The 23,416-nt window shown below is 62.6% G+C and carries 21 protein-coding genes; 17 read left to right on the forward strand and 4 right to left on the reverse strand.

What is annotated here, in order from left to right; all coding sequences use genetic code 11:
• The first annotated feature begins 13 nt into the window (after positions 1-13).
• Positions 14-799, forward strand: a complete 786-nt coding sequence (locus FNU76_RS22385) for a substrate-binding periplasmic protein (RefSeq protein ID WP_144280260.1) — start codon at positions 14-16, stop codon at positions 797-799.
• Here the strand turns inward: FNU76_RS22385 and FNU76_RS22390 are convergent.
• The 3 genes from FNU76_RS22390 to FNU76_RS22400 all read right to left on the reverse strand — a co-directional run bounded on the left by FNU76_RS22390 (position 781) and on the right by FNU76_RS22400 (position 3,228).
• Positions 781-1,554, reverse strand: coding sequence for a HesA/MoeB/ThiF family protein (locus FNU76_RS22390; protein ID WP_144280261.1), 774 nt, complete (start codon positions 1,552-1,554; stop codon positions 781-783). The two genes, FNU76_RS22385 and FNU76_RS22390, sit on opposite strands and share 19 nt — an antisense overlap.
• A gap of 70 nt (positions 1,555-1,624) precedes the next feature.
• Complete coding sequence (locus FNU76_RS22395; protein WP_144280262.1) at positions 1,625-2,131, reverse strand: GAF domain-containing protein; 507 nt, start codon at positions 2,129-2,131, stop codon at positions 1,625-1,627.
• Between the two features lie 92 nt (positions 2,132-2,223).
• The gene (locus tag FNU76_RS22400; protein ID WP_144280263.1) at positions 2,224-3,228 is read right to left on the reverse strand and encodes a phospholipase A; all 1,005 of its coding nucleotides are present in this window, start codon (positions 3,226-3,228) and stop codon (positions 2,224-2,226) included.
• Between the two features lie 137 nt (positions 3,229-3,365).
• Between FNU76_RS22400 and FNU76_RS22405 the strand changes: the two genes are divergently transcribed.
• The 16 genes from FNU76_RS22405 (at position 3,366) to FNU76_RS22480 (ending at position 21,942) form a co-directional block, all read left to right on the forward strand.
• The gene (locus tag FNU76_RS22405) at positions 3,366-4,478 is read left to right on the forward strand and encodes an HD domain-containing phosphohydrolase (RefSeq protein WP_144280264.1); all 1,113 of its coding nucleotides are present in this window, start codon (positions 3,366-3,368) and stop codon (positions 4,476-4,478) included.
• A 171-nt stretch (positions 4,479-4,649) separates the two neighbouring features.
• Positions 4,650-5,711 carry a cell division protein ZipA C-terminal FtsZ-binding domain-containing protein gene (locus tag FNU76_RS22410; RefSeq protein ID WP_144280265.1) on the forward strand — a complete coding sequence of 354 codons (1,062 nt, stop codon included), beginning with the start codon at positions 4,650-4,652 and terminating at the stop codon, positions 5,709-5,711.
• 7 nt (positions 5,712-5,718) lie between these two features.
• Complete coding sequence (gene ligA, locus FNU76_RS22415) at positions 5,719-7,806, forward strand: NAD-dependent DNA ligase LigA (RefSeq protein ID WP_144280266.1); 2,088 nt, start codon at positions 5,719-5,721, stop codon at positions 7,804-7,806.
• A 64-nt stretch (positions 7,807-7,870) separates the two neighbouring features.
• Complete coding sequence (gene galU / locus FNU76_RS22420; protein WP_144280267.1) at positions 7,871-8,755, forward strand: UTP--glucose-1-phosphate uridylyltransferase GalU; 885 nt, start codon at positions 7,871-7,873, stop codon at positions 8,753-8,755.
• On the forward strand, positions 8,752-9,198 hold the full coding sequence (locus FNU76_RS22425; RefSeq protein ID WP_144280268.1) for a GNAT family N-acetyltransferase: 447 nt from the start codon (positions 8,752-8,754) through the stop codon (positions 9,196-9,198). The genes galU and FNU76_RS22425 overlap by 4 nt, the downstream gene beginning before the upstream one ends.
• A gap of 79 nt (positions 9,199-9,277) precedes the next feature.
• Positions 9,278-10,024, forward strand: coding sequence for an S-methyl-5'-thioinosine phosphorylase (locus FNU76_RS22430; RefSeq protein ID WP_144280269.1), 747 nt, complete (start codon positions 9,278-9,280; stop codon positions 10,022-10,024).
• A 13-nt stretch (positions 10,025-10,037) separates the two neighbouring features.
• Positions 10,038-10,550, forward strand: a complete 513-nt coding sequence (locus FNU76_RS22435) for a peptide deformylase (protein WP_308418578.1) — start codon at positions 10,038-10,040, stop codon at positions 10,548-10,550.
• A gap of 124 nt (positions 10,551-10,674) precedes the next feature.
• A complete protein-coding gene (gene pseB / locus FNU76_RS22440; RefSeq protein ID WP_144280271.1) occupies positions 10,675-11,685 on the forward strand; it encodes a UDP-N-acetylglucosamine 4,6-dehydratase (inverting) in 1,011 nt (336 codons plus the stop codon).
• The gene (gene pseC, locus FNU76_RS22445; RefSeq protein WP_144280272.1) at positions 11,682-12,839 is read left to right on the forward strand and encodes a UDP-4-amino-4,6-dideoxy-N-acetyl-beta-L-altrosamine transaminase; all 1,158 of its coding nucleotides are present in this window, start codon (positions 11,682-11,684) and stop codon (positions 12,837-12,839) included. Before pseB ends, pseC begins: the two co-directional genes overlap by 4 nt.
• A gap of 141 nt (positions 12,840-12,980) precedes the next feature.
• Complete coding sequence (locus FNU76_RS22450; RefSeq protein WP_144280273.1) at positions 12,981-13,607, forward strand: hypothetical protein; 627 nt, start codon at positions 12,981-12,983, stop codon at positions 13,605-13,607.
• 246 nt (positions 13,608-13,853) lie between these two features.
• The gene (kdpF, locus tag FNU76_RS22455; protein WP_144280274.1) at positions 13,854-13,958 is read left to right on the forward strand and encodes a K(+)-transporting ATPase subunit F; all 105 of its coding nucleotides are present in this window, start codon (positions 13,854-13,856) and stop codon (positions 13,956-13,958) included.
• Positions 13,955-15,751 carry a potassium-transporting ATPase subunit KdpA gene (gene kdpA, locus FNU76_RS22460; protein WP_144280275.1) on the forward strand — a complete coding sequence of 599 codons (1,797 nt, stop codon included), beginning with the start codon at positions 13,955-13,957 and terminating at the stop codon, positions 15,749-15,751. Before kdpF ends, kdpA begins: the two co-directional genes overlap by 4 nt.
• A gap of 1 nt (position 15,752) precedes the next feature.
• Positions 15,753-17,867, forward strand: a complete 2,115-nt coding sequence (gene kdpB / locus FNU76_RS22465; protein WP_444542073.1) for a potassium-transporting ATPase subunit KdpB — start codon at positions 15,753-15,755, stop codon at positions 17,865-17,867.
• Positions 17,868-17,921: 54 nt separating this feature from the next.
• Positions 17,922-18,506: a potassium-transporting ATPase subunit KdpC gene (gene kdpC, locus FNU76_RS22470; protein WP_308418579.1), complete on the forward strand. Its 585-nt coding sequence runs from the start codon at positions 17,922-17,924 to the stop codon at positions 18,504-18,506.
• 33 nt (positions 18,507-18,539) lie between these two features.
• Complete coding sequence (locus FNU76_RS22475) at positions 18,540-21,242, forward strand: DUF4118 domain-containing protein (RefSeq protein WP_144280276.1); 2,703 nt, start codon at positions 18,540-18,542, stop codon at positions 21,240-21,242.
• A gap of 7 nt (positions 21,243-21,249) precedes the next feature.
• Positions 21,250-21,942, forward strand: a complete 693-nt coding sequence (locus tag FNU76_RS22480; protein ID WP_144280277.1) for a response regulator — start codon at positions 21,250-21,252, stop codon at positions 21,940-21,942.
• Between the two features lie 12 nt (positions 21,943-21,954).
• Here the strand turns inward: FNU76_RS22480 and FNU76_RS22485 are convergent, their stop codons facing one another.
• On the reverse strand, positions 21,955-22,977 hold the full coding sequence (locus FNU76_RS22485) for a DNA-binding protein (protein WP_144280278.1): 1,023 nt from the start codon (positions 22,975-22,977) through the stop codon (positions 21,955-21,957).
• Between the last annotated feature and the right edge of the window lie 439 nt (positions 22,978-23,416).

Here is a 23,416-nt window from a genome sequence, read left to right on the forward strand (position 1 = left end):
ATACGGAATCGCCATGACCCCTTTACGACTCATACTTGCGACAGCATTGCTTTTGGCCGCAGGCTCGGCAAGCGCCACGGAGTCAGCCTGGCGTTTTTGCCACGAGGATAATGAGACCTATCCCTGGATACTCAAGGAGCGCGAAGGTTTGTATGTCACCTTGACGCGATTGGCGGCCAAGCGAGCCGATGTACAGATCGAGCTGGTCAAACTGCCTTGGAAGCGATGCATGGCCGAGGTGAAGTCAGGCGTCATGGATGGCGTGTTGGGGGCCGGCTTCCTGCCGGAGCGTTGCGAGATAGGCGCCTATCCGGGTGAGCAGCCATGCAAGCCCGATCCCATGCTGAGGCTGTATATCGATCGCTTCCTCATCTACTACAACAAACAGCGTCCTCTGAGCTGGGATGGCCGCAAATTGTCCGGATACAAACGGCGCATAGCCGTGCAGCCAGGCTTCGTGGTGTCGCGCCTGTTGAAGGAGATGGGCGTGCCGGTGGACGAAAGCGACAAGGAACCCTACCAGATACTGCGCAAGGTTTCCGCCGGCATGGTGGAAGGAGCGATCCTGCAAGGCCCGGTGGCCGATCCGCTGCTGAAGGATGTGGCGGATTTCGGCGCCACGATAGAACGCTTACCGATGGCTTTCCAGGAGTACCCCACCTGGCTGATGATGTCGCACCAGCGCTACAAGGCTGACCCCAAGCGGGCACGCGCGCTTTGGCTGGCCTACAGCCAGGCGCGCGATTCGGCCGAGTACCAGGCCGCCAAGGCCGCCTTGGGTTACAACGAGGCTAATTGAGCGCAGACGGGGCAGGCGGGGTCCTTGGCAAAGCGCAGGCTGCGCCATTCATGACTCCGCAGGTCCAGGGTAAGCAAGCGCCCCAGGGGCGCCCCTCCCATGCCGATCAGCAGCTTGAGCGCCTCCGCGGCTTGCATGGCGCCGATGATGCCCACCAAGGGCGCAAATACGCCGAAGGTGGCGCAAGGCCCGTCCGAGACATCACCCTCTTCGGCGAACAGGCAACGGTAGCAGGGGCTATCGGCCTGGCGCGGGTCGAATACCGCAAATTGCCCGTCGAAACGCACCGCCGCGCCCGATACCAAGGGTGTGGCGGTCGCCACGCAGGCGCGATTGACGGCATGGCGGGTTGGGAAATTGTCCGAACAATCCAGAACCACATCGGCGCTTGCCACAGCGGCATGCAAGGCATCACCCGCCAGGCGTTCCGGTAGCGCCACTACCTCGACCAGTGAATTGGCCCCCGCCAAGGTCTGCCGGGCCGAATCCACCTTCAATTGTCCTACCGTATCCTGCCGGTGCACGATCTGGCGCTGCAGATTGCTCAGCTCCACCTTGTCCGCATCCGCCAACACCAGCCGTCCCACGCCGGCGCTCGCCAGGTAGAGCGCCGCCGGCGAACCGAGCCCCCCCAGGCCTACGATCAGCGCCGTTGCCGACGCCAGTCTGGTTTGCCCCTCGATGCCGATTTCGTCGAGCAGGATATGGCGGCTGTAACGCAACAGCTCGTCGTCGGATAAATCGAGTTCTGGCATGGGCGGCCCGTAGAAAGCAAATTGCCGCCTGATCTTGGCGGCAACTCGGCATGATAGCGCGGGCGGGCGATCAACCGCCAAATTTGCGGAATGCCAGGCTGATCATCGCGGCAGCCTGCTGCAGGTATTGCATGTCGGCTTGCGACCAATTGCGGATCTCGGCGCAGTTTTCGCAACAGACCCAGCCGATCTGGCGAGTGTCGAACTCTATGCCGACGCTGAGCTGGGAGTAGATATTGAGCGGTTCGAAATAGCTCTCGCTGAAGCCGGCGGTCGATGCATGCTGCCGGGCATCGTCGGCGACGATCTTGTGCATATCGCGCAAGGCGGCGAAAAAGTCGGCGAAGTCATCCTCGCTCAGCAATTCTCCATTCGACCAATGACCATCGCTGACATCGTACAAACTCTCGCATACCGCCCGGTCCTGCAAGTCGCCGTCGTAGAACCATACACTGGCGCGACTCGCCGCCATTTCCTGAACAATTGCCCGGGTCAGCATCTGAAAGAACTTTGGCCGGTCCAGCTTGCCTTCGCCCAGTAGGCCAAACAGGTTCTTGAGCAAATTTGTATCGTGCATGGCTATCCCCGACTACGTCCATAAGCTTGGTTTGTTATAGCTGCGCGTGTGGGAAAAGGGGAGTTTGGCGATATTGGGCAATCCACATCGCATCACTGGCTGTCGAGCAAGGTCACGCCGACGCCGATATAGGTACTGCGGTGGTTGTAGTCGATCAGGCTTTCGCCGTAGCCATTGAATAGCTGGACATAGCCTTTGAGGTTGCCGCTGAGGGGAAAGGCCCAATCGAGCTGGGCGGCGCCACGCGAACGGCCGGCGCCCCTGAAGGTATGGCGGCCCATCACGGTGACGAGATGATCGCCGAAACGCCGACTGAGGGTAATGTCGCCGCGTCCAATATGGTCGGCGATATCGGGATTATCGTCGCTGCCGCCTTCCGGCAAGCGCCACCACGGCCGTAATACCAGGGTCCAGTCATCCTTTTCCAGCCCAATGGTGGCGATGCCGCGATTCCAGCTGCGCGACAAGGGTACCGAGCGGCCATTGGATTGATGGTTGAAACCCAGCGACAGCATTTTGCCCTGCCAGCCGAATAGCCGGTATGGCGTGCGGAAAACCAGCATCGCCTCCGGCTCATAATTGGTCTCGCGGAAGGGCCGGGAGTTATCGGCATCGTAGATTTGCCAGCGGGATGTCTGCGTATAGGCCGCCCAAAGGTCGCCGTTTTCGCCGAACAGGTTTTGCGCCAGCTTGGTCTTCAGGCTGAACTGGAATTTGGCTTCGGTATCCTGCAAGCGCTGCGGCGTGGTGGTCCGGTGATCGGCCGCAGGGCTATGGGGCATACGATTGGAACGGACGTTATAGGAAACCGGTAAAAAGTAATTGGCCCGGTGGGAGCGCAATACAAATGCGCCCAATTTACTTTTCGGCTCCAGCTCCCAGCCGGCATCGAGCTGCGTGGGAGAGGCGGGCTTGCCTTCCGCTACAGCGGGCTTTTGCTGCGCCGCCTTCGATTCGGCCTGGAATCCCAGCGCCGCGTCATAGCAGGCCAGGCGCGCCGTATCCGCGGCGATGTCCAGGCATTGGTTCGGCCCAAGCGGACTGGCCAGCACGCTGCTGCCGAGCAGCGCGAAGGTGGATAGATAGATACGCGTCATTGCCGCTCCCTGGATTGCCGGGCAGTTCAGCCCGGGACATAAATAGCAAGCTCGTGAATAGCAAGCCGCGTGCCCGTGCGTAATCGGGTTTCGTGTATTACTGTACAGAAGCACGATGGCTAGCCTGGGGAGGCGATGTGGACAGCGAGCAGGTCAATTTCGAGCTGTTGCAGGATGTGATGACCGAACTGCAGGATCACCTTCCCTTGCTGGAGGACGATCTGCATCAGTTGGTGCGTTTTCCGGAATCGGTCGAACTGGTCGCCAGTGCCTTCCGCCATATGCATTCCATCAAGGGCGACTTCAGCTATTGCCAGGCAACGCCGATCGCTGAATTCGTGCATAGGCTGGAAAACGTCATGCAAAGCCTGCGGGAGCGGCGTTACCTGAGTTCGGCCTTGATCTCGGAAGCGATACTGCAGAGCATGGACAGGGTGCGCGACATGGCCATGGTGTTGCGTTCCACCCGCCGTTTCGACGAAACGCCGCTCACCGGCTTGCTGGCCAGCATCGATGAGCTGGCGGAGGCCGGAAGTCAAGCGGCGGCGGACCAGGCGGCACGCCATATCCTGTTGGCCGCCCATAGCCCGGGCGAGCTGCTGCAAACGGTAAGCCGCTGGGCACCCGCCGGCGCCGAGGCGACGCCGGCCGCGGCGGCGGCGGTCAATAGCGATGCCGCCTTGCGGCTGGGGCAGCAGCTGGCATCGGCCTTGGGCGCCCGCCACCCGCCTTGGCATGATCGCGCCGCCAGGCAATTGGCCATGGTGCTCGAATTGAACCGGCATCATTCCCAGAAGGTGGCGGAAGCGCCGCTGACGCTGGCTGTCTACTGGCATGACGTGGGCCTGCTGGCCTTGCCCGATGCCTTGCTGGCCAACCCGCCCCGCGCCAAGGACCCACAGTGGCCTGACTGGTGCCAGCATCCGGAGCGGGCGGCGCAATGGCTGCTGACGGTGGACCCCGGCTGCGAGGAAGCGGCGCAGATCATCAGGCAGCATCATCAATGGTCCGACCGGCGCGGTTTTCCGGCCCGCCTTGGGTCCGAGCCCTTGCATCCCGGCGCGCAGATGGTGGCATGCGTCGATCTTTTCCAGGACAGCGTGGCGGGCCTCTGCGGGGAAGAATATCGGCGCGCGGCATTGCGCGCGGTTTTCGATATCCATGGCGACCTCGACACCCGCTTCGATGCCTTTCTGATCAATGCCTTCCAGGCGGTTTCGCGCGATTGGTCGCAACACGCGGCGACTTAGTCGGCAAATCTTGCACTTCGCTGCCGGAACCGTACCTTGGCGTAGCTCTCTACATCCGCTAAGCTGCCGCGCTGTCGTATCGATTCAGCGCCGCCTTGGCCATCCGGGCCGGCAGGCCGCGATCCTGGAATAAAAAACCGTCGCCTTGCCGCGACGGGGAGATAAGAAGGCATGACCGATTTTCAGTGGATCACCCTCGGCCTCGGCCTTGCCCTGGTGGCAAGCGTCTGGGCGTTCAATAGCTGGCAGGAGTGGCGTTTCAAGAAGCGCGCCGCAGAGGCCTTCGCCAAGAACCACCCCGATGTCCTGCTCGACACGCCCAAGAATATGGTGCGGCAGGGCGAGGCAGCAGTGCGCTTCGAACCCTCGCTTTCCCCGCTGGCCACCCCGGCCGAACCGGTTGCGGCCCAGCCCAACCTGCTCGAGCTGAGCGAATCGATGGAGCTGGCGGTGGCGGTACTGGACCCCGCGCTCGACTATGTGGCGGAAGTCCATCCCGGCATGCCGGTGGACTTCGCCGTTATTCCTGCCGTGGAAGTAGGCAAGCGGGTACGCATGCTGGGCCTGGGCGAAAGCGACGAGTGGGAAGTTCCCCGCGCCGGCAAACGCTATGACGAGCTGCGCATCGGTTTGCAATTGGTGGATAGGCAAGGGCCGGTCAGCGAAGCGCAATTGCTGTTGTTCTGCGAGCAATGGAAGACCTTTGCCGAAAGCGAAGGCGGTGTTGCCTCCTTCCCGCGCCGCGAGGACAAACTGAGGGTCGCCAAGGAGCTGGATGCCTTCTGCGTGGAGGTCGATATGCAGATCGGCCTCAATGTCGTGACCAGCCGCAACCCATTCGCCATGAATCGCATCCGCGCCATGGCGGAAGGCGCTGGCCTGGTCCTGGAAACGGACGGTTTGTTCCATGCCCGTTCCGAGTCGGGGATGGCCTTGTTCAGCCTGGCCGATCGCCACCACCGCCCGCTCGATGCCCTGGACGATACGCCCTCCGTTACCCTGCTGCTGGATGTGCCCCGGGTGGCCGGCGGCGAGCAGGCCTTCGACCGGATGGCCGACCTGGCCCAGCAGATGGCGCTGACCTTGGGTGGCGACCTGGTGGACGATGACAATCGCTCGCTCAAGCCCGCCGATCTGGCCGCTATCCGCAAGCAGTTGGAAACCATCTATGGTCGCATGGACGATCGTGGTATTCCCGCCGGCGGCGTGGCCGCACTTAGACTTTTTTCCTGAAGACAGCATGAGTATCACTTTCTCCGAACGCGCCGCGCAATTGCGCGCGCTGCTGAACCGCTATGGCGTCGAATACCACGTATACGACGCGCCCAGCGTCCCCGACGCCGAGTACGACCGCCTTTACCGCGAGCTGGAAGCGCTTGAAGCGGCCCATCCCGAATTGAAGGTGTCCGACTCGCCGACCCAGCGGGTGGGTGGGCGGCCGCTGTCGGTATTCGAGCAGGTCGAACACACGGTTTCCATGCTGTCGCTGAACAACGCCTTTGCCGACGAGGACGTGCAGGCTTTCGACAAGCGCATCCGCGAAACCCTCGGCACCGAGCGGGTCGCCTACGATGTCGGGCCCAAGTTCGACGGCCTGGCCATCACCCTGCGTTACGAGCACGGCCTATTCGTGCAGGGCGCTACCCGCGGCGATGGCACCACGGGTGAGAACGTCACCGCCAATCTCAAGACCGTTCGCGCGATTCCGCTGCGCCTGGACTGCGCGCATCCGCCGGCCTTGTTGGAGGTGCGCGGCGAGGTGCTGATGCTTCGCAAGGATTTCGAACGCCTCAATAGCGAGCAGGCCGCTCGCGGCGACAAGCTTTTCGCCAATCCGCGCAATGCCGCGGCCGGTAGCCTGCGGCAGCTCGATTCCAGGATCACCGCCAGCCGGCGGCTGATGTTTTTTGCTTATGGCCTGGCGCAACTGGACGGCGCCGCATGGCCCGATAGCCAGTCGGCCATCATGGCCATGCTGAAGACTTTCGGCTTTCCCGTCTGTGAATACGCGGAACGGGTCGAGGGCGTGGCGGGCTTGCTGGCCTACTACCAGCGGGTCGGTGCGATGCGGGCGGCGATGCCCTTCGATATCGATGGCGTCGTTTACAAACTCGATATGCTGGCCGATCAGGCCAGGCTGGGCTATGTGTCGCGGGCGCCGCGCTGGGCGATTGCCCACAAATACCCGGCGGAAGAGGCGCTGACCGTGGTCGAGGCCATCGATATCCAGGTAGGCCGTACCGGTACGCTGACGCCGGTGGCGCGGCTGCAGCCGGTCTTTGTCGGCGGTGTCACCGTCACCAACGCCACGCTGCACAATCTGGATGAGTTACATCGCAAGGATGTGCGCTTGTTCGATACGGTGGTGGTGCGACGGGCCGGCGACGTGATCCCCGAGGTGGTGGGCGTCTTGCTGGAACGCCGGCCCATGATGGACGCCCCGGCCGACTCGGCCAATGAACGGACCCCGCAACACCCCCCTTTCGCCATGCCGGCCGCCTGTCCCGTGTGCGGCTCGCATGTGAGCCGCGAGGAAGGCGAGGCGGCCTATCGGTGTACCGGCGGCCTGGTTTGCTCGGCCCAGCGCAAGCAGGCGCTGCTGCATTTCGCCGGTCGCCGCGCGATGGATATCGAAGGCTTGGGCGACAAGCTGGTGGAGCAGCTGGTCGATGTCGGCCTGGTGCGCACGCCGGCGGATTTTTACAAGCTGGGCATCGTCAAACTGGCCGAGCTGGAGCGCATGGCCGAGAAGTCGGCCGCCAATTTGCTGGCCGGTATCGCCAAAAGCCGGGACACCACGCTGGCGCGTTTTATCTACGCCTTGGGTATACGCAATGTCGGCGAAGCGACCGCCAAGGATCTGGCGCGTCACTTCGGCAAGCTGGATGGCTTGGTGGCGGCTGCCACCGTGGCCGATGAGGCCGCCGCCCTGGCAGCGCTGCAAGCGGTGCCGGACGTCGGGCCGGTGGTGGCGCAAAGTATTCGCGACTTCCTGCTGGAGGGGCACAATGTCGAGGTGATCGAGCAGATGCGCGCTGCCGGCGTGAGCTGGCCGGAACATGAACCCAGCGAGGCGCTTGCCAGCGGACCGCTGCTGGGCAAAACCCTGGTGGTCACCGGTACGTTGCCCACGCTCAGCCGCGAAGATGCCAAAGCCTTGATCGAAGCCGCCGGCGGTAAGGTGGCCGGCTCCGTGTCGAAGAAAACCAATTACCTGGTGGCCGGCGAAGCCGCGGGTTCCAAGCTGGATAAGGCACAGGAACTGGGCGTGCCGATACTGGATGAAGCCGGATTGCAGGCTTTACTGACCGCGCCCCAGGACAATTGACCCGCTGGTTGCCAATTCGCGACTTTCGAAGAATCGTGTTTCGACCACATAGAGACCGAAAGACATGCAAAAAGTCACCAAAGCTGTATTTCCGGTAGCGGGCCTGGGCACCCGCTTCTTGCCTGCGACCAAGGCCAGTCCAAAGGAAATGCTCAATGTGGTCGACAAGCCGCTGATCCAGTACGCGGTCGAAGAGGCGGTCGCCGCCGGCATCACCGATATGATCTTTGTCACCGGCCGCAACAAGCGGGCGATCGAGGACCATTTCGACAAAGCCTACGAACTGGAAACCGAGCTGCTTGCCAAGGGCAAGCACGAGTTGCTGGAAATCGTCCGCAATATCCTGCCGCGTACCGTCAGCTGTGCCTACGTCCGCCAGCCGGAGGCGCTGGGACTGGGCCATGCGGTGCTATGCGCGCGGCCGCTGATCGGCGACGAGCCCTTCGCGGTGATCCTGGCGGACGACCTGATCGACGCGCGCAAGCCGGTAATGCGGCAGATGGTCGAGCTGTATGAAGACAGCCATAGCTCGGTGATCGGCGTGCAGGACATCCCGCGCGAGGAGACCGGTTCCTATGGCATCGTGGTGGTGGAGAAGAATGGCGAGGGCCGCTTGAAGCTGAGCGGCATCGTCGAAAAGCCGCAACCGGAGGACGCACCCTCCACCCTGGCGGTGGTTGGCCGCTATATTCTCAGCCCCCGCATCTTCCGCCACCTGGTCAATGCCAAGCCGGGCAAGGGAGGCGAGATCCAGCTGACCGATGCCATCGCCGCCTTGCTGGAAGAAGAACGGGTGCTTGCCATGCCGTTCGAAGGGCGCCGCTATGACTGTGGCTCCAAATTGGGATATCTGGAGGCGACACTGGCCTATGGGGCCCGTCATCCGGAGATCGGGCCCGCCTTCAGTGCTTTTTTGCAGCAATTTTGCCGGACGAATGGACTCCAATGAAACTGTTTCAACTCCATGCGGGCGATTCGCTCGACGAAGCCGCCCGCCTGTTCGATGCCTACCGGCAGTTCTACCGGCAACCCAGTGACCTCACCGCCTGCCGTACCTGGCTGGGCATGCGCCTGGGCGCCGGCCAATCCGTGGTTTACCTGGCGGAGGAAGCGGGCAGGGCAGTGGGCTTTATGCAGCTCTATCCCGGCTTCTGCTCGGTCGCCTTGGCTCCCATCTGGACCTTGTACGACCTTTATGTCGCACCCGAGGCCCGGGGCAAAGGCGTAGCCGGCCTGTTGCTGGATGAGGCGCAGCGCTTTGGACAAGCCAGCGGTGCGACCTACCTGCAACTGTCGACCGCGCACGACAACCATGCCGCCCAGCGCATCTACGAGGCGCATGGCTGGCAGTACGACAGCGTGTTCCGCAACTACACGCTGACACTCGAATAAGCCCGCTTGGCGCGGAGCGTCATTTCACGCTTAATATTGGGCTCAGCCCGCCCACCAAGAACAACAGAAGGGATTGCGCATGCTCGCCATCATTGGCGGAACCGGCTTGACCCGGCTCAAGAATCTGAATATCACGCACCGGCAGGTGATCCGTACCCCCTATGGCGAGCCCTCCGGCGCGCTGACCTTTGGTGAAATCAACACCCACCAGGTGGTATTTATCGCTCGCCACGGTTACGGCCATACCATCCCGCCGCACGAAATCAACTACCGCGCCAATATCTGGGCGCTGGCGGAACAAAAGGTCAAGCGGGTAGTCTCGATCTGTACCGTGGGGGGCATTCGCGACGATCTGCCGCCCGGTACCATCGTCGTGCCCAACCAGCTTATCGATTACACCAATGGCCGCAAGCACACTTATTTCGAAGGTGGCGAGAAGCCGGTAACCCATATCGACTTCACCGAGCCCTATTGTCCCAAGCTGCGCGCGCGCCTGCTCAAGGCGGCCAAGGCCAGTCACCAGCATGTGCTCGATGGCGGCGTATATTCGGCCACCCAGGGCCCGCGGCTGGAAACCGCCGCCGAGATCAACCGCCTGGCAGGCGACGGTGGCGATATGGTGGGCATGACCGGGATGCCGGAAGCCGCCCTGGCCCGCGAGGCCGGCCTGAGCTATGCCGCCATCGCCGTGGTGGCCAACTGGGCCGCCGGACGGGGCGATAGTCGCCACCATGTTGATCTGGCCGCGGCCGCCGGGGTGTTCGATACCGCCATCGAACACGTTCACCGAATTCTGGAAGCATTGGTAAAAGTCGATGGCGATTAAAGAAATCGTAAAAATGGGCGATCCGTTGCTGCTGCGCACCGCCGCACCGATACGGGCGGACGAATTCGGCAGCGCCGCGCTGGCGGAGCTGATCCAGGACCTGAAGGACACCATGGTGGCCCAGAACGGCGCCGGCATCGCCGCGCCGCAGATCGGCGTATCCAAGCAGCTGACCATTTTCGGCGGCTTCAAGAGCGCGCGCTATCCCGACGCCGAGGAAGTGCCCTTTACCATCCTGTGCAACCCGGTGCTGACCCCGCTGGGAGAGGAGATGGCCGACGACTGGGAGGGCTGTCTATCGGTGCCCGGCATGCGTGGCCTGGTGCCGCGCCATACCCGCCTGCGCTACCAGGGTCTGGACGAGCATGGCATGCCCATCGACCGTAGCGTGGAGGATTTCCACGCCCGGGTCGTGCAGCATGAGTGCGACCATTTGTTTGGCATGCTCTACCCGATGCGGATGCGTGATTTGCGCAGCTTCGGCTTTATCGACGCCTTGGGCATGGGGGATTTGCCGGAGGAATAGATGGTTTGGCCTGTATCCGGCCCCTGCAAAGGGCGCCCGGATCGGCCCGGACGCTGCTTGTGCCTTGTTTGATCACCGTTTCGGAACTACCTTGGGAATCTCTGAACAAAAGAATCGAGCGGCCATGAGTGACCCGGACTTTTTCAAAGACAAAGCCATTCTGATCACCGGCGGTACCGGTTCCTTCGGCCGCCAGTTCATTGCCACCTTGCTGCATCAGCACCAACCCCGGCGGGTGGTGGTGTTCTCCCGCGACGAACTCAAGCAATTCGAAATGCAGCAGGATCTGAACGCGCCCTGCATGCGTTATTTCCTGGGCGATGTGCGCGACGGCGAACGTTTGCGCCAAGCCATGCGCGGCATCGATTTCGTCGTGCACGCTGCGGCGCTCAAGCAGGTCCCCGCCGCTGAGTACAATCCCACGGAATGCATACGCACCAATGTCTGGGGGGCCGAAAACGTCATCAACGCGGCCATCGAGAGCGGTGTGCAAAAGGTCATCGCCTTGTCCACCGACAAGGCCTCCAGCCCGATCAATCTGTATGGCGCCACCAAGCTGTTGTCCGACAAATTGTTCGTTGCCGCCAATAATATCGCCGGCGGCCATTGCACCCGCTTTGCCGTGGTGCGCTATGGCAATGTGGTCGGTTCGCGCGGCTCGGTACTGCCGTTCTTCCGCAAGCTGATACGGGAAGGCGCCGATTCCTTGCCTATCACCGATCCACGCATGACGCGCTTCTGGATCACCCTGCAAGAGGGCGTGGATTTCGTCCTGCGGAATTTCCAGCGCATGCAGGGCGGCGAACTGTTCGTACCCAAAATCCCCTCGGCCCGCATCGTCGATCTGGCCACCGCCATGGCGCCGCAGCTGCAGCAACGCACCATCGGCATCCGGCCGGGCGAAAAGCTGCATGAGATGATGATCTCGCGCGACGACGCCAACCATACCTTCGAGTTCGACGGCCACTATGTGATCGCGCCATCGATCAACTTTATCGTGCAAAGCGACTACCGCCAGGATGTGCTCGGCGGCGTAGGCAAACCCGTGCCGGAAAACTTCGAGTACGTCTCGGACAGCAATCCCGACTACCTTAGCGTGGAAGAGCTGCGCCAGCTGGATCGCGATACGCCATGATTCCCTACGGCCGCCAGCAGATCAGCGCGGACGATATCGCCGCCGTCGTCGAAACACTGCAATCCGATTGGCTGACCCAAGGGCCGGCCATAACCGCTTTCGAGCAGGCCATGGCGGAGCGCTGCGGCGCCAGGCATGCGGTGGCGGTGTGCAATGCTACCGCCGCCCTGCATATCGCCTGCCTGGCGCTCGACCTGGGCGCCGGCGACAGGCTGTGGACCACGCCGAATACCTTTGTCGCTTCGGCGAACTGTGCGCGCTACTGTGGCGCCGAGGTGGACTTCGTCGATATCGATCCGGCGACCTGGAATATGGATGCCGAGCGCCTGGCAGCCAAACTGCGGCAGGCCGAAGCGGAAGGCCGTCTGCCACGGGTGGTGGTACCGGTCGCCTTCTCGGGCCAAAGCTGCGATATGGCCCGTATCCAGGCCTTGTCCAGGCAATATGGCTTTGCCGTGGTGGAAGACGCTTCGCATGCCGTCGGCGCGGAGTACCTCGATCGGCCGGTAGGGTGCGGCGCCTATGCCGATATGACGGTTTTCAGTTTCCATCCGGTCAAGATCATTACCACGGGTGAGGGTGGCCTGATATTGACCAATCGCGATGATCTGGCCCAGCGCTTGCAGCGTCTGCGCAGCCACGGGATCAGCCGTGATCCGGCGCGCATGGAAGCCAGCGATCCCGCCGCCTGGCAGTATGAGATGCAGGAGCTGGGTTTCAATTACCGCATTACCGATATCCAGGCCGCGCTGGGTTTGTCGCAATTACGGCGTTTGGATACCTTCCTGGCCCGTCGGCGCGAACTGGCCGACCGCTATGACGGCCTGCTGGCCGAATTGCCGCTGCAAGGCCCCAGCCGCCAGGCGGGTGCCCGCTCGGCATGGCACCTCTATGTGGTCCGCCTGCAACTGGACCGGATAAGCAAGACGCATCGGCAGGTTTTCGATGGCCTGCGCGCGGCCGGCATAGGCGTCAACCTGCATTACATCCCGGTCCATCTGCAACCCTACTACCGCCAATCGGGTTTCAAGGCCGGCGATTTTCCGGAGGCCGAGCGCTATTACGGCGAGGCGATCAGCCTGCCCATGTACGCGGGCCTGACGGATGCGCAGCAAGACACGGTGGTCGCTGCCCTGCGGGCCCTGCTGGTTTGAGCCTGGCAGGTTTCCCGTACCCCATAGGCACGATTTGAAAGGCAGCCGGAATTTCCGGAAGCGCGTAGCGCTCGACCCCGACTAGTTGGCACGCATGAACAAGGTCAATGTTTTTGCGTTTTTGCCTAAGGGGTAGCTGCAATGCAATCCGTACCGTTTCGACAAGCGATGCATCAGGATTTTATAAGTTTCGATTCATTCAACGATTTTATGCAGGCGGCGCCTGAAGAGTTGAATCGCATTACCGATTATTTTTATGTCGATGGCAATGAATATCAGGTCGTCTGGCATCTAGGCATTCCGCTGCGCGACGAGCAGTCCGATGAGTACCGATACTTCCAGGCGGTAAACGAGGTGCTCCGCGATCCTGCCCGGCCCTTGGCCGATCCGGGGCCGGCTTTTCTGCAGGGCAAGAACAAGTTGCTGACGGTCAGCCGCTATCTTGCCGACGAGCGCTATAACGATGGGTTCGACCCTTTAAAGTGCGTGTGCTGTCGGGACCTGTTCGGCCATCGCATGCAGGATGGCTCCAGTCTATCGCGTGCCGAGCGCATGACCACGCATATGCAGCGGCACTGCCAGCCGCCGAATGTCATCGGTGGCTACCATATGCTGGACTTCATGCCGGTTCCCGAATCCAACTTGGGGCCCACGAGCTTTACCTCCCCACTTCCCTGTCCGCATGCGCCACTACTCAGCGAACATTTCCGCTGCGGCATGGATGGCAGCATGAAATGGCCGGATGAAAGATGCTGCCGGCTTATGTAAACGGGTGCCGATACGCCTCTATCCCGCGTTTCGACAGGGCCGATAGGCGCACCTTCTTTACGCAATCTTTATATCCGCCCTAACTATTTCAACAGCATCTTTACGGCGATTTCCCTAGCATTTGCCCTGTCTCTTTGCACGCTTGGAGCTGGCTGTGGAAATACTGATGTGCTTGTTGATCGTGGTGTTTGGCGGGGCCGTCTGGGGTCTGATTGCTGCCTGCCGCAAACTGGAAGGGGTCGCGAAATGACCGCTGCCTGGGTGTGGATCTATTGGCTGGCCGGCGGCGTGTCCGCCGGCTTGTTCGCTTACCTTCTGTACGCATTGTTCAATGCGGAGGAGGTGGCATGAATCATTCCGCGGTATTGCAAACAGGCCTGTACCTGCTGGTGTTGTTCGCCCTTGCCTGGCCGCTGGGGCGCTATCTGGCGGAACTGATGGAAGGCCGCCTGGCGGCGCGGTTCCACTGGATGGGCAAGGTGGATCGCGGCTTGATGAAGCTGATTGGCGCGGCTGCCGATGAGGAGATGCCTTGGTGGCGCTATGCGGTGGCGATCGTGCTGTTCAACCTGGTCGGTGTCGTCGCGGTATATCTGTTGCAGCGGCAGCAGTTGAGCTTGCCCCTCAATCCTGCGGGTATGCCGAACGTGGAGGCGACTTCGGCTTTCAATACGGCGATTTCGTTCGTGACCAACACCAACTGGCAGGGTTATGTGGGTGAGGCCACCATGGGCTACCTGACCCAGATGCTGGCGCTGACGGTACAGAATTTCTTGTCCGCCGCGACCGGCATCGCCGTGGTGGTCGCCTTGGTACGCGGTTTTGCCCGCAAGCGCGCCCAGGGTTTGGGGAGTGCCTGGCTGGATTTGAGCCGTGCCACGATTTGGCTGCTCTTGCCGGCCGCATCGCTGTTTGCCGTGGTTCTGGTGGGTCAGGGCGTCATCCAGAACTTCTCCCCCTATCTTGAAGCGCAATTGGTGGCGCCGGTGAGCTACCAGGTGGCCAAGACCGATACGAACGGCAAGCCGCTAACGGACGCCCACGGCGCCGCGGTCATGGAACAGGTGACGGTGCGCACCCAGACACTGGCGATGGGGCCGGTGGCGTCCCAGGAGGCCATCAAGCTATTGGGTACCAACGGCGGCGGCTTCTTCAACGCCAATTCGGCCCATCCATTCGAAAACCCGACCGGTGCGAGCAATTTCATGCAGATGCTGAGCATCTTCCTGATCCCGGCTGCCTTGTGTCTCATGTTCGGCCATATGGTCGGCGATATGCGGCAGGGCGTGGCGGTATTGGCAGCGATGACCTTGATCTTCGTTGCCATGGTCGCGGTCGTGGTGTGGGCAGAATCGCATGCCAATCCAGTGTTGGTGCAATTGGGCATGGATGCCGGGCTGGGCAATATGGAGGGCAAGGAAACACGTTTCGGCATCGTGGCTTCCAGCCTGTTCGCGGTGATAACCACGGCGGCCAGCTGCGGTGCGGTGAATGCCATGCACGATAGCCTGATGCCGCTCTCCGGCGGGGTGACGACCTGGCTGATGCAATTGGGCGAGGTGGTGTTCGGCGGGGTGGGTTCGGGCCTGTACGGCATGCTGCTATTCGCCATGCTGGCCGTGTTCCTGGCTGGATTGATGATAGGCCGCACGCCGGAATACCTGGGCAAGAAGATCGAGTCGTTCGAGATGAAGATGGTGTCCATCGCCATCCTGATTACGCCCTTGCTGGTTCTTGGCGGTACCGCCCTGACGGTGCTGGCCCCCCCGGCGCTGGCCAGCCTTTGGAACCCCGGCGCTCATGGCTTTAGCGAAGCCCTGTATGCCTTCAGCTCGGCGGCGAACAACAACGGTTCGGCCTTTGCCGGCATCTCGGCCAATACGCCCTATTACAACCTGGCGCTGGGCGTGGCCATGTGGTTCGGCCGCTTTGGTGTATTGGTACCGGTACTGGCCATTGCGGGATCGTTGGCGCGCAAGCCCAGGCTGGCCGCATCGGCCGGCACCATGCCGACCCACGGGCCGCAGTTCGTCACCCTGCTGGTCGGCACGGTACTGATCGTCGGCGCGCTGACCTATATCCCTGCCTTGGCCTTGGGGCCGGTGGTGGACCATCTGCAACTGTTTGCCGGCCAAGGAGGCTGAGATGAACGACAGGCTCAAGGTAGCGGCCGAAAGCTCGGCCACGCAAGGAAACAAGCCGATGAAGCAGTCCTGGCGTTTATTGGACCCCGCACTGGTCAAGCCGGCGGTGGTCGAATCATTCAAGAAACTGTCGCCCCTGGCGCAGTTGCGCAATCCGGTGATGTTCGTGGTGTGGGTAGGCAGCGTACTGACCACGGTGCTGGGCATCCATGCCTTGTTCGGCAAGGGAGAAGCAAGCGCCGGCTTTATTCTGGGGATTGCCGCCTGGCTCTGGTTCACCGTGCTGTTCGCCAACTTCGCCGAAGCGCTCGCCGAAGGGCGTGGCAAGGCCCAGGCGGCGGCTTTGCGCGGTAGCCGCCGCAATGTAGTGGCCAGGAAGCTGGCCGCTGCCAGCCGGGAGGCCGAGGTAACGGTGCTCGACTCGGCCAGCCTGCGCCGGGGCGATATCGTGCTGGTGGAGGCGGGCGATACGGTGCCGGCCGATGCCGAAGTGCTGGAAGGCGTGGCATCGGTCGACGAGTCGGCCATTACCGGAGAATCCGCCCCGGTAATCCGCGAGTCCGGCGGCGATTTCTCCGCCATCACGGGCGGGACCCGGGTGCTGAGCGACTGGCTGATCGCCCGCGTGACCGCCAACCCTGGCGAGGCGTTTCTGGATCGCATGATTGCCATGGTGGAAGGCGCCAAACGCAAGAAGACACCCAACGAGATCGCCCTGACCATTCTGCTGGTGGCGCTGACGTTGGTGTTCCTGATGGCAACGGCGACCTTGTTGCCGTTTTCGATATACAGCGTGACGGCGGCGGGCGCGGGCAGCCCGGTGAGCGTGACGGTGCTGGTGGCCTTGCTGGTATGCCTGATCCCCACCACCATCGGTGGGCTGCTGAGTGCCATAGGCGTCGCCGGCATGAGCCGGATGATGCAGGCCAACGTCATCGCAACCTCCGGCCGGGCCGTGGAAGCAGCCGGCGACGTGGACGTGCTGCTGCTGGACAAGACCGGCACCATTACCCTGGGAAATCGGCAGGCCAGCGCGTTTTTAACCGTGCCGGGGATAGCGGAAGGCGAGTTGGCCGATGTCGCGCAGTTGGCATCGCTGGCCGATGAGACGCCCGAGGGACGATCCATCGTGGTGTTGGCCAAGACGCGTTTTGCATTGCGTGGCCGCGACCTGCACGACGCCCATTTCGTCCATTTCACCGCGCAGACCCGCATGAGCGGGGTGGATCTGGGGATGCGCCGGATTCGTAAAGGCGCAGCGGATGCGATCAAGGACCATGTGTCGGCGCAGGGTGGCCAGTGGCCTCAGGCGATGGCCGAACTGGTGGAGCAGGTGGCCCGCCGTGGCGGCACGCCGCTGGCGGTGGCCGATGGCAGCCGGGTGCTGGGCGTGGTGGAGCTGAAGGACATCGTCAAGGGCGGTATCCGGGAGCGTTTCGCCGAGCTGCGCCAGATGGGCATCAAGACCGTGATGATTACCGGCGACAACCGCCTGACGGCTGCTGCCATCGCGGCCGAGGCCGGGGTGGACGATTTCCTGGCGGAGGCGCGTCCCGAGGACAAGCTCAAACTGATACGAGACTACCAGTCGGAAGGCCGGCTGGTTGCCATGACCGGCGATGGCACCAACGATGCCCCGGCGCTGGCCCAGGCCGATGTGGCGGTGGCCATGAACAGCGGCACCCAGGCTGCCAAGGAGGCCGGCAATATGGTCGACCTGGACAGCAATCCCACCAAGCTGATCGAGATTGTCGAAACCGGCAAGCAGATGCTGATGACGCGCGGCGCCCTGACAACGTTCTCGGTGGCCAACGATGTGGCCAAGTACTTCGCCATCATCCCGGCGGCGTTCGCGGTGACCTACCCGCAGTTGGGCGCATTGAATGTGATGGGCCTGAACAGTCCAGGTTCGGCCATTCTCTCGGCGGTGATATTCAATGCCTTGATCATCGTGTTCCTGATCCCGCTGGCTTTGAAAGGCGTGGCCTACCGTGCCATGGCAGCTGGTCCGCTGCTGCGCCGCAACCTGCTGGTCTATGGGCTGGGCGGGCTGCTCGTGCCGTTCGTGGGGATCAAACTGATCGACATGATGCTGGGCGGCTTGGGCCTGGCTTGAGACAACAAGTCGGTGCCGGGCATGCCCGTGGCACCGGCTCACGAGGAGTAAAGCATGATGAAGAACCTGATACGTCCGGCGTTGACGCTGTTCGCAGTACTGAGCGTCATGACAGGGCTACTCTACCCGGCGGCCATCACGGGCATGGCGCAGACGGTGTTTCCCGAACAGGCGAACGGCAGCTTGATACGCCACCAGGGCAAACTGGTGGGTAGCAGCCTGATAGGCCAAAGCTTTAGCAGCCCCGGTTATTTCTGGGGACGTCCGTCCGCCACCGGCCCGGTGCCCGACAATGCGGCCGCTTCGGGCGGTTCGAACCTGGGTCCGCAACATCCGGCGTTGGCCGAAGCGGTGAAAGGGCGGATCGAGGCTGTGCGTTTGGCTCACGCCGATCAAACCGGCCCCGTGCCGGCGGAATTGGCGACCGCCTCGGCATCCGGGCTGGACCCGCATATCTCGCCGGCCGCAGCCTATTACCAGGTAGCAAGAGTGGCCAAGGTGCGCGGCTTGGCGCCGGAAACCGTGCGGCAACTGGTGGATGCCCATGTCGAGCAGCCCAGTTGGCACATGTTTGGCGACCGGACGGTGAATGTGCTGAAGTTGAACCTGGCACTGGATCGGCGAGTCTACGGAAGCTGACCGCCGACCGGTTCGATTATCGACGCAAATACCATGACTGAACAAAGACCTAACCCCGACCGCTTGCTGGAGGCTGTGCAGGCCGAGGCCCTGGCTGCCGCGAGAGGCAAGCTGAAGATATTCTTCGGCGCCTGCGCGGGCGTAGGCAAGACCTACGCCATGCTACTGGCGGCACGCCAAAAGGTGAACGAGGGCGTGGACGTGTTGGTGGGCATCGTCGAAACCCATGGCAGGACCGAGACGGCGGCCTTGCTCGGCGGCTTGTCCATGCTGCCCTCATGCAAGTTGCAGCATCGCGATAAGCTGCTGGCGGAGTTCGATCTGGACACGGCGCTTGCCATCAAGCCGCGGCTGGTCGTGGTGGACGAGCTCGCGCACAGCAATGTGCCTGGCAGCCGCCACGCCAAGCGCTGGCAGGATGTGGCGGAGCTGCTCGGCGCCGGCATCGATGTCTATACGACGCTCAATGTGCAGCATCTGGACAGCCTGAACGACGTGGTGGGGGCGATCACCGCCGTGCGTGTGCGCGAGACGGTGCCGGATCAGGTGTTCGACCGGGCCGATGAAGTGACCTTGGTGGACTTGCCACCCGACGAACTGTTGGCGAGGTTGGCGGCGGGCAAAGTGTATATGGCGGATGCGGCCGAACGTGCCGCGCGCGGTTTTTTTCGCAAGGGCAACCTGATCGCCCTGCGCGAGTTGGCGCTGCGCCGTACCGCTGACCGAGTCGATGCCCAGATGCGGGCTTACCGCGCCGACCGTGCCATTGCCAATGTATGGCAGGCCAAGGAAAGATTGATGGTCTGTGTGGGCATGGGCGCCAGCGGCGAAAAACTGATCCGCGCGGCCGCGCGCCTGGCCGCCAGGCTGCAGGCCGACTGGATCGCCGTTTACGTGGAAACGCCGGCGCTACAGCGGCTACCGGCTCAGCGCCGGGCAGGGGTGCTGGAAACACTGAAGCTGGCCGAGGAGCTGGGCGCCGAAACGGTAACGCTGGCAGGGTCGGACGCTGCCGATATCCTGGCCGGCTATGCGCGCAGCCGCAATGCCGGCAAGCTGGTGATCGGCCACAGGCTGAGGCCAGGGTGGCGGCGCAAACTGCTGCCCGGCCTGGCCGACCGATTGGCGGAGCGGGCGGTGGACCTTGATCTTTACCTGGTGGGTTCGGATGAGGCAATGCCCCTCCCGCAGCGAGGAGCACCTGTTCGCTTGCAGCGGCCGGACTGGCGCAGCTATGCCTGGACGACGGTCTATGTCGCGGTGACCACGGCGCTGGCGACGCCGCTGCTGGCGGTATTCGATCTGGCCAATGTGGTCATGGTGTTTTTGCTGGCGGTGGTATGGGCGGCGCTGCGATACGGGCGCGGGCCTGGCGCCTGGGCGGCGCTGGCGGCGGTACTGAGCTTCGATTTCTTCTTCGTACCGCCGCGCTTTACCTTTGCGGTAGGCGACACCCAATATGTATTTACCTTTGCCATGATGCTGGGCGTTGCCCTGGTCATCGGCCAGTTGGCCGCCAAGCTGCGCTTCGAAGCCGACGTAGCCCGCCGCCGCGAGCAGCGGGCGGATGCGCTGGCGGGGCTCGCACGCGAGCTTTCCGGGGCGCTGACGACGGAGCAGATCGTGGGTTTGGCGCTGAGCCGGTTGACAGGCCTTTTCCAGGCCCATTGTGCCTTGCTGCTGCCGGACTCCCACGAGCGCGTAAGGCCCATGAGCGTTGATCCGTCCGCCGAGACCGCCCCGGGGGCGATGCCGGTGGATTGCGAGATTGCCCAGTGGGTGTATGACCGACAAACCGCGGCCGGGAAGGGTACCCATACCTTGTCCGCCAGCCCGGCGCATTACCTGCCGTTGAAGGCCCCCATGCGCACGCGTGGCGTGCTTGCCCTGCAGGCGGCCGACCCGGCGCTACTCGATGAGCCGGAAGATAGGCGCTTGCTGGAAGCTTGCGCCGCGCAGATTGCCCTGGCGCTCGAGCGGGTACATTTTGTGGAAGTCGCGCAGGACGCGCTGGTGAGCATGGAAGGCGAACGCTTGCGCAACGGTCTGCTGACCGCGGTCTCGCACGATCTGCGTACACCATTGACCGCCCTGGTCGGCCTGGCCGATACCCTGGGACATGCCGGGCTCAGCGACGCCACGCGGAGGGAGTTGGTCCTGGCCGTGGGCGAGAAGGCCAAAGGGATGGCGGAGCTGGTGGAAAAGCTGTTGGATATGGCCCGTTTGCAAGCAGGGGCGGTCGAATTGCGGCGCGGTTGGCATTCGCTGGAAGAGGTGCTGGGCTCGGCCCGGCGCCAGCTGGATACGGTGCTGTCGCGCCACCGGGTGTTGAGCCGCTTGCCGCCCGAATTGCCGCTGTGCGAGTTCGATCCGGTATTGCTGGAGCGTGTGCTGGTGAATCTGTTGGAAAATGCCGCCAAATACACGCCGCCGGGCAGCGAGATTTGCATACTGGCGCAGCACGGCAACGGTCGCTTGCGCGTTTCGGTGGATGATGACGGCCCTGGGCTGCCGGGTGGGCGAGAGGAGCGGCTGTTCGATAAATTCGAGCGCGGCGAAAGCGAATCGGCCTCTCCCGGGGTGGGCTTGGGGCTGGCCATTTGCCGAGCCATTGTCGAAGCGCACGGTGGACGCATCCTCGCCGAAAACCGCGCCGAGGGTGGCGCCCGCTTTACCTTTACCTTACCGCTTGGGACGCCGCCTTCCATGGCGGAGGCCGAGCTGGAACCGAGTTGAGTTGATCATGAGCGCGCAACGTCTACTGATCGTCGAGGACGATCCGCATATCCGCCGATTTGTCCGTACCGCCCTGGAGGCGGAGGGCTTTACGGTTCACGAAGCCGAGACCGTGGCACGGGCCTTGATCGAGGCGGCCAGCCGCCAACCCGAGCTGTTTATCGTGGACCTGGGCTTGCCGGACCGCGACGGCCGCGAGCTGATAGCGGAGTTGCGCACCTGGTCGCAGGCGCCGGTGATCGTGCTGTCGGCGAGGGACCGGGAAGAAGAGAAGGTGGCGGCGCTCGATGCCGGTGCGGACGACTATTTGGTCAAGCCGTTTGGCGTCCCCGAGTTGATGGCGCGGGTGCGGGCGCAATTGCGCCGTAGCAGCGCCAACCTTCAGCCTGACCGCACCGTGGTGTGCTTTGGCGAGATCCGCGTGGACTTGGCCGGCCGCGACGTTCGGCGCTGCGGCGCACCGGTCCATCTCACGCCTATCGAATACAGGCTGCTGGCGGCGCTGATGAAGGACCATGGCCGGGTGATCACGCACGAGCAACTCTTGAAGACGGTATGGGGTCCTGCCGCAAGCGGGCGCGATCATTACCTGCGGGTATACATGGGCAATTTGCGGCAGAAGCTGGAGAAGGATTCCAGCCAGCCGAAGCACTTGGTAACGGAACTCGGCGTGGGGTATCGGCTCGTCGGGGTGGAGTAAAGCTGGACGAATTCAGCTCGGCGGGTTCGCCGCTGATTCCTCGGCCGGTGGGGGTGCCAGGACCGCCAGCAGGCTGGCTTGGACATCCAGCGCCGTTTGCAGCCGAATCTGCTCGCCTTCCAAGGCCTTCGCGTTGGCTTCAATCGCCGCAAGCCGCGCCGTTAAATCCCGATTCAGGGTCAATTGCTGGTTCAGCCGCTCCGCCTCCCTGGCACCCATGGACTCCAGGCCGGATACCTTGCCCTGCAAGGTGGCATTGGCCTGGGCGAGCTTCTCACCGGCGAGTTCGGCTTGTCGCAATGCCTTCCGAACCCCGGCCAGGTCCGCCGAGGTCTTTGCCAATTCCTGATGCACCCGCGTGAGCTCGTCCTGCTTGACGATCGCTGTTTGGCTAAGCGTACGGATTTCCATCTGTAGTTGCTGCACCTGGTGCTCGTGCCTACGCTGCTCCTGTTCTCGCTGATCCTTCACCGATTGCCGGTAATGTTCCAGCGCCTCTCTCGCGTGCTTGTGCTTCTCCTCCAGCGAGAGCCGATGGGCTTCATTGTCCTTGAGCCTGTCACCAAGGTCGGCAAGCTGCTGCGTCAGTCGTTCATTGGCGGTTCGGGCCGTTTGCAAGGCTTGCCGGGCCTCGCCATGACTATGCTGCTCCGCTTGAAGGGCGGCATCGCTACGCTGCAATTCGGCCTGCAAGGCGGCAGCTTCAGCCTGCTTTCGGCTCAATTCCTCATCCTTTTGCCGCAACTGGCTGTCGGACTGGCTGCGCAATTCCACGAGCTGACGGGCGGCGTCTTCCTGCAGGCGGGCGGCTAAGCGCTGGATAAGGTCCTGTATCGCTTCGCCTACCTGGATTTCACTGCCGGCGGCATGGCCATTTTCTTCTTCCAACTCACGTAGATAGCGCTGGATCGTGGTCTTCGAGCCGGTGTTGCCCAAGGCTTGCCGTATGGCGTCGATGGAAGGGTGCTTACCCTGGGCCATCAAGGCATCCCGTGCGCGCTGGACCTCGGATTTGTGGATGCCGGCTCGTGCCATGGTAGGTCTCCCGATAATTTCGTAACATATTACGTAATATGTAAATACACCATGATTCTAGCAAGAATTTCCATTAATTATTCAGAAAATAAAGGCGTGATAATGATGGATTATCACGCCTCATGTGCCGGTACTGCGTCAAATTCGGGTTGGTACGGTACGAAACCCTGTTTCTTGTGTACGCCGCCCCGAACAGAAGGGCGCCCGCGCAAGTAATTAATCCCCATGAGGCCAATCCCTGCGGCCAGGCGCGATGCTTTAAAATTCCTACCCAAATGGCATTACAACAAAGCCGCACCCAGCGGCGGATACCAGGGAGGAACCGCATGCCAGTCAATCGCCACGTCCGATTGCTTACCCCGCTTGAGTCGGAATGCCAGGCGCACCGGGCCGTAACGGCTCCTTTGATCCGCCGCTGCGTCAGCGTCTCCGCCGAACA

The organism is Chitinimonas arctica, assembly GCF_007431345.1.
GTDB classification, from domain to species: domain Bacteria; phylum Pseudomonadota; class Gammaproteobacteria; order Burkholderiales; family Chitinimonadaceae; genus Chitinimonas; species Chitinimonas arctica.